The sequence below is a fragment of the Marinilactibacillus piezotolerans genome, from assembly GCF_900114235.1.
In the GTDB taxonomy this organism is placed as follows: Bacteria; Bacillota; Bacilli; order Lactobacillales; family Carnobacteriaceae_A; genus Marinilactibacillus; species Marinilactibacillus piezotolerans.
The window spans coordinates 1-5,579 of the sequence record NZ_FOSJ01000083.1; the positions used below are offsets into that span (position 1 = coordinate 1).

The 5,579-nt window shown below is 40.9% G+C and carries 5 protein-coding genes; 3 read left to right on the plus strand and 2 right to left on the minus strand.

All coding sequences use genetic code 11. The features are described from left to right. Both BM212_RS11815 and lspA read left to right on the plus strand, forming a co-directional pair. Positions 1 to 263: DDE-type integrase/transposase/recombinase (locus tag BM212_RS11815; protein ID WP_143744957.1), on the plus strand; the 263-nt coding region annotated here is incomplete at its 5' end. A gap of 150 nt (positions 264 to 413) precedes the next feature. Further along, a complete protein-coding gene (gene lspA / locus BM212_RS11820; RefSeq protein ID WP_007725803.1) occupies positions 414 to 884 on the plus strand; it encodes a signal peptidase II in 471 nt (156 codons plus the stop codon). 291 nt (positions 885 to 1,175) lie between these two features. Here the strand turns inward: lspA and lpdA are convergent, their stop codons facing one another. Then, positions 1,176 to 2,597: a dihydrolipoyl dehydrogenase gene (gene lpdA, locus BM212_RS11825; RefSeq protein ID WP_072693708.1), complete on the minus strand. Its 1,422-nt coding sequence runs from the start codon at positions 2,595 to 2,597 to the stop codon at positions 1,176 to 1,178. Between the two features lie 170 nt (positions 2,598 to 2,767). Beyond that, positions 2,768 to 5,164, minus strand: a complete 2,397-nt coding sequence (locus BM212_RS11830; RefSeq protein ID WP_083540455.1) for a heavy metal translocating P-type ATPase — start codon at positions 5,162 to 5,164, stop codon at positions 2,768 to 2,770. Positions 5,165 to 5,315: 151 nt separating this feature from the next. Between BM212_RS11830 and BM212_RS11835 the strand changes: the two genes are divergently transcribed. After that, a partial coding sequence (locus BM212_RS11835; RefSeq protein WP_146238712.1) for an IS6 family transposase occupies positions 5,316 to 5,579 on the plus strand: 264 nt, incomplete at its 3' end.

A 5,579-nucleotide genomic window follows, 5' to 3' on the forward strand; every position in this document is an offset into this window, starting at 1 on the left:
GTGCCTTTAAGAAACTAAAAGAATACGGCTTTTATCAAGGGACAGAACATCGTACCATTAAATACCTGAATAATTTGATTGAACAAGACCATCGTCCAGTAAAGAGACGCAATAAATTCTATCGAAGTTTACCCACTGCCTCTACCACGATTAAAGGCATGGAAGCCATTCGAGGATTATATAAGAAAACCCGAAAAGAAGGCACTCTCTTCGGGTTTTCGGTCTGTACTGAAATCAAGGTATTATTGGGAATCCCAGCTTAAATCATAGATACCGTAAGGGATTTTATTCTTTATTTAAAACTTTGCAACAGAACCAGTAGGCGAATAATGTTCCGACGAAGAACTATACTTCCTCGTTCCTGTCGTCTACAATGAATAGTGCTTGTATTACTGATAAAGAGAGGTTGCTGTATGATTTTATATTACTTACTGGCAGCTGTTTTGATTGCCATAGATCAACTAGTGAAGTGGGGAATCGTCCAGAATTTCGCCTTGTACGATGAGCTGGAAGTTATCCCAAATATTTTTTCCCTGTACTACATCCAGAACCGTGGGGCCGCCTGGGGGATATTGCAAGGGAGGATGGGCCTCTTCTTCATCATCACCGTCCTGGTGGTGGGGTATCTGGTCTACACCTTCCATAACCTGCCGCAAAGGAGCATTTTGGCCGGTATCAGCTTCTCCTTCATCCTGGCGGGGGCTTTGGGCAACTTCATTGACCGCATGCGTCTCGGCTATGTGGTGGATATGCTCCGATTCGATTTCATTGATTTCCCGATATTCAACGTGGCAGATGTTTTCCTCACCATCGGAGTGGGTACCATGATCGTCTACCTCCTCTTTTTCGAAAAAGAAGAGGGAACTACGTCCAAAAGGGATTAGGAAGGGGCGAAAAGGAAATGAACTGCCGGGTTGCTGGATAGGCAGGCAAAAATGGCTAAGCTAGGCTCCAAGCCAAGGATAACTAAAGAGAGCTCAGGCAGTTTATCTCAGAAGCTGATTCCGGTATTCCACCGGAATCAGCTTCTTTAGCTTCCATTGTGGGTACAAAAAAAGACTCTATAAAGGATCTCTTTTTAAGAGCTCACTTTATAGAGTCCAGATTAAGGTTTTACTAGCTTTCTTTTTTCTTCAATCAGGGAACATTGATTGTCCCAGCTTTTTTGTTTCTACTTACTGTTTCTTATTGAGCATGTGGATAGCATGCCCCAAAACCCCTTCCGCAGCTTCCATGAGGGGTTCCGGCAAGGTTGGATGTGCATGGATGGTGAGGCTGAGATCTTCTGCAGTTGCTCCGGCCTCAATTGCAAAGACTGCTTCAGCAATGAGAGAGGATACCTCTGGTCCTACCATTTGCACACCTAGCACCAGGTTGGTGTTCTTCTCCGCGACAATCTGGACAAAACCATCAGCGTCCGAAACAGATAGAGCTCTTCCGTTTGCTTGGAACGGAAAACGGCTGGCAATCGTTTCATATCCCTTTGCCTTTGCCTCGCTCTCCGTTAGCCCTGTATAAGCGACTTCTGGGTCACTAAAGATGACAAAAGGCATTGCTTGGAAATCAATCGCACTCTTCATCCCACTAATCACTTCTGCAGCGATTTTCCCTTCGTAACTAGCTTTATGGGCAAGAAGATGACCGCCTGCACAGTCTCCAATAGCATAGACATGTTCAACATTCGTTTGACATTTTTCATTGATTTTAATAAAACCGCGCTGGTCTAATTCGACCCCGATGTTTTCCAAGCCACTGTTCCCTGTATTGGGTTTTCTTCCAATGGAAACTAGACAATAGTCCCCGTTAACAATTTCGTCCTTCCCATTTACCTGAACCTGAACATTTACTTCATTACCTGTATTCTCTCCGCCTTGGACGAAAGCATTCGTTATAACGGTGACTCCAAGCTCCTTCAAATGGCGTTTTACTACATTTGTAAGCATAGAATCCGTACCCGGGAGAATTGTATCGGTTCCCTCAAGGATGGTCACCTTAGCCCCAAATTTGGCATAAGCAGTCCCCAATTCTAAACCGATATAACCGCCACCCACTACAATCAAATGCTTCGGTATTTCCTGAAGCGTCAATGCCTCCGTTGAAGAGATAATCCTTTTTCTATCAAATGGCATATTTTTTAACTCAGTTGGCAAGGATCCTATGGCAAGGATTAAGTCGTTGTACGAATAGAACTGCTCACCGTTTTCGGTTCTTATCCTTACAGTATGAGGTTCAGTGAGATAAGCTTCTCCGCTTATTACTTCGACTCCATTACCTTTCAACAAGGTCTGTACCCCGTTTGTGAGCTTGCTCACGATCCCGTCCTTCCATTTCACTACTTCTGGCATTTCTACTTGAACATCGCCAGAAACCTTAATGCCCATTGCATTTGCATGTCTAATATGTTTTACTCGTTCAGATGCACTTATCAGAGCTTTTGACGGAATACATCCTCGATTAAGGCAAACCCCTCCCAATTCTGCTTTATCCACCAAGACCACTTTTCTTCCTAATTGAGCAGCGCGTATGGCAGCAACGTAACCGCCTGATCCCGCGCCTATAATTAACACATCTACGTCTTTTTGTGCTTTCTCAGTCATCTTTGTTTCCTCCTACCGATTTTAAAGTATTATGTAAAGATTTTAACTATTCATCTACATAACCTGATATTTTTACATATACCCTATTTGAAAGGTTTCTATCTAAATCAAATCAACTATTTGAAAATTATGAGAAAGAGGCTTTCCAAACAAACGGAAAGCCTTCACTTTTATTCTTTAACCCGCATAAGTCGTAAACTATTTAATGCTACCAAAAGAGTTGCCCCCATATCTGAAAGAATGGCAATCCAAAGCGTTAGCCAACCAGGTATAACTAGTAGTAATGCAATGACTTTAATAGCAATAGCAAAGGTAATGTTAGCCTTAATTATATTTAGAGCTTTACGGCTTAGTTTTACAGCAAATGGAAGTTTTCTCAAATCATCTCCCATTAACGCAACGTCTGCCGTCTCAATAGCTGTATCTGTACCAGCACCACCCATTGCTATTCCAACTGTAGAAGCTGCCAATGCCGGAGCATCGTTAACACCGTCACCAACCATGGCTACATTCCCATGCTCTGATCGTAACTGTTTGATATAATCCAATTTATCTTGAGGCATTAATTCTGCCTGAATATCAGATACTCCAACATGCTCTCCTATTGCCTTTGCAGTACCTTGATTATCGCCAGTTAGCATTATTGTTTGTTTGATCCCTAACTGATGTAGCTTTTGAATCACATCTTTGCTTGATTCACGAACTTCATCTGCTACGGCAATAACTGCAAGAATATTTTGTTCTGTACCAATTATCATCGCAGTTTTCCCTTGATTTTGGAGGTGTCTAACCTTATCCTCGAACTCTTGGCTAAAGTCGGGAACAAATAATTCCTTGAAAAGTTTTGGACTGCCTATATAATAGGTTGTTCCGTTTATAAACCCTTTTATACCTCGACCCGTAATAGAAGAAAAATCCTCCACATTTACATCTGAATAAGAGATATTTTCTTGTTCTGCTTTTTTCATAATCGCTGAAGCAAGAGGGTGCTGCGAACGGTACTCAAGAGCTGTAATGATGGAAAGCAATTCTTTCTCTTCCATTTTTTTATTTAATACTGTAAAGTCTGTTACAACTGGAACACCTTTTGTCAGTGTACCGGTTTTATCAAATGCGATGGCCTTTAAGGCTCCCAATTCTTCTAAATAAACCCCTCCTTTTACAAGGACACCTTTTTTCGCAGCATTCCCAATCGCTGAAACAATAGAAATAGGAGTCGATATGACCAACGCACAAGGGCAACCAACAACAAGAACAGCTAACCCTTGATAAACCCATGTTTCCCAACTGCCATCAAAGAATAAAGGCGGGACTATAGCAACTAATGCAGCAATGACCATTATGATTGGTGTATAATATTTAGCGAATTTTTCAACAAACGCTTGAGATGGAGCGCGTTCCCCTTGGGCTTCCTCTACAAGATGAATAATTTTAGAAATCGTTGTATCTTCTACTAGTTTGGTTATTTTTACTTCAAGTAACCCTTCTTCATTTAAAGTACCAGCAAATACTTCATCATCAACGATTTTGGCAACAGGGACTGACTCACCTGTTATAGCTGCCTGATTGACGGCAGAGTAACCACTGACAACGACACCATCCATGGCAATCTTTTGACCAGGTTTAACAATCATAATATCTCCAACCATGATATCATCAACATGGATCATGATTTCTTGCCCATTCCGCCTTACAAGGGCTTCCTTTGGCGCGATGTCCATTAATGAACGAATCGATTGTCTAGCTTTGTCCATAGAAAACCGTTCCAGAGCTTCACTAATCGCAAAGAGTATGACAACAAGGGAAACTTCAGCCCATTCTCCTATAATGGCACCACCTATAACAGCTACTGTCATAAGGGTTTTCATGTCAAAGTCAAAATGAATCAAGTTTTGTAAACCGACTTTAAAGAGTGATAATCCTCCGATTAACATAGATGCTACAAATAATAATGTAGTAACAATGTTCTCATCCCCATTAACAGATGAGGAAAGGTAACCAAAGACAAGAAATAAGGCTGAATAGAGTAAAGTGCTCTGTTTTTTATAGAATGGCACTTTTTCTTCTTTTTTAACCTCTTTACCCTCTTGAGAAGCCTGTTGTCTCCGTTCATCAGGAGCCACCTTTAAGTTTTCAAAAGCGCCAGCCTTTTCTAATTCTTCAATGGAAGTTTCACCATAAACCGATATTTTTGATGCCCCAAAGTTTACCTTGGCATCTTGAACACCTGGAAGCTCTTTAACATTTCTTTCAAATTTCCCTGCACAATTTGCACATGAAAAACCTTGAACTCGGTATACATTTTTTTCTTGATTCATCTCTTGTGGTACTTGACGTCTCGTTTTTTCCGGAATTACTTTCAAGTTCTCAAAAGCACCCGCTTTTTCTAGCTCTTCGATCGTTGGCTCGCCGTAAACGGAGATCTTGGAGGCGCCGAAGTTCACTTTGGCGTCCTGTACTCCTGGTATGTCTTTGACGTTTCTCTCGAACTTCCCGGCACAGTTTGCGCAAGAGAACCCCTCAACTCGGTACACATTTTTCTCTGCTGATGTTATTGTTTCACTCAACTTTAACGACCTCCTTTTGGTGTGCAAAAGCAATTTTTATGAGATTTTTTACATGGTCATCATCCAATGAGTAGAAAGGTTCTGTTGCAAAGTTTTAAATCTACTATCAAATAAGGTAGAATAATAGAAAAAGATAGCAGGAGGAATGACGATGAATCATTTTAAAGGAAAGCAATTTCAGCAGGATGTGATTATTGTAGCCGTGGGCTACTATCTTCGTTATAACCTTAGCTATCGTGAAGTTCAAGAAATCTTATATGATCGTGACATTAACGTTTCTCATACGACGATTTATCGTTGGGTGCAAGAATATGGCAAACTACTCTATCAAATTTGGAAAAAGAAAAATAAAAAATCCTTTTATTCATGGAAAATGGATGAAACGTACATCAAAATTAAAGGAAAATGGCATTAT

What these genes read in the sequence shown, in the direction of transcription:
- lspA (WP_007725803.1), top strand. Translation starts at nt 414, where the DNA reads ATGATTTTATATTACTTACTGGCAGCTGTTTTGATTGCCATAGATCAA.
- lpdA (WP_072693708.1), bottom strand. Translation starts at nt 2,597, where the DNA reads ATGACTGAGAAAGCACAAAAAGACGTAGATGTGTTAATTATAGGCGCG.